We start from the raw sequence: 1,117 nt of genomic DNA on the forward strand, positions 1-1,117 counted from the left end.
GGATATGGCGGATGCGTTCAAGGCGGCCGAAGCGATAGACGGTGGCCATTTCGGCGTAACTTGGATCAAGCGCCCTGGCGCCTTCGCGCATCGTCACCACGACATTCGGGATCTTGTTCACCGCCACCGCGCCGATCGCCGCCGCCTCGTTGAGGCCGAACCAAATGTAGCCGAGGACGATGACCACCAGCGCCGGGATGTTGAGGAACAGGATCACCCATGGGTTGAAAAAGCGGTCGACGCGACGATGGCTGCCGAGCAAAACGCCGATGACGGATCCGATGATCATGGCGACGATATATGCCGCGGCGACCCGGCCGAGAGTCACGCCGAGATGGTAAAAGAGGTCGCCGCTCGCAGCCTCCCTGAGAAGCACCTGCCAGACCTGCCGAGGCCCTGGAAAGGCACGGCTTGGCCAGACACTTGCCGCAAGGTTCCACAGCAGGCAAAGCCCGAGCAGGGAGACCGCAACAGTCAGCGCGGGCATGAGTGCCGTCGCCAGACTGCGTCGGCCGGACATGCTCGGCGGAGCATCACGCGTGCCGTCGGTTCCCAATGCGGTCATTTCCGGGGATCCTGCCAGAACGTGCCGGGCGCCATTTCCGGCGCGCTGCCGACAAGTTTCGCGCCGCCGATCGCCGCCAGCACATGGTATAGCCTGCCGGCGTCGGCCGCTTCCTCCGCGACCGACCGTCTGGGAATGCCCTGGCGGTAGCGATCGCGCAGCTTTTCCAGTTCCTTGCCTTCCGCGCGAATGATCGGCGCCAGGCGCAGCCATTCGTCATCGGATCTGGCCAGCAAGTCCTTGGCTTGCGCGGACGCCCTCACGAAACCCCTGACTGCATCCGGGTTCTCGTTTGCCCATTGGTCATGGAAGACGTAACCGAGGGTCGAAACGGGTCCCAGAGCCCCGAGCGACTTTGCCGCGTCGTTCACGCCGATCAGTCGACGGAAGCCATTGGCCTCGAGACGGGCGCAAAAATGCCAGAAATTCAGCACCGCATCGAGTTCGCCCTGTATCGCCTTTTCCGAAATCAGCGGCGGCGCGCCGAAGACGATGTCGCTGGCTGCCGACAGGTCGACGCCGAGATCGCGTCTGCTCAGCGCTTGTATAAGC

General features: G+C 63.7%; 1 protein-coding gene and 1 pseudogene. Both read right to left on the bottom strand.

Going from position 1 to position 1,117, the window contains the following annotated elements; translation table 11 throughout:
- Positions 1–565 (bottom strand): ABC transporter permease subunit (locus EN906_RS34925; RefSeq protein ID WP_127375813.1); only part of this gene is annotated, 565 nt, incomplete at its 3' end.
- Positions 562–1,117: pseudogene (locus tag EN906_RS34930) on the bottom strand (ABC transporter substrate-binding protein); the annotation flags it as partial. The gene EN906_RS34925 and the pseudogene EN906_RS34930, both read right to left, overlap by 4 nt.

The sequence above is a fragment of the Mesorhizobium sp. M7A.F.Ca.CA.004.06.1.1 genome, from assembly GCF_003999135.1.
Taxonomy (GTDB): Bacteria; Pseudomonadota; Alphaproteobacteria; order Rhizobiales; family Rhizobiaceae; genus Mesorhizobium.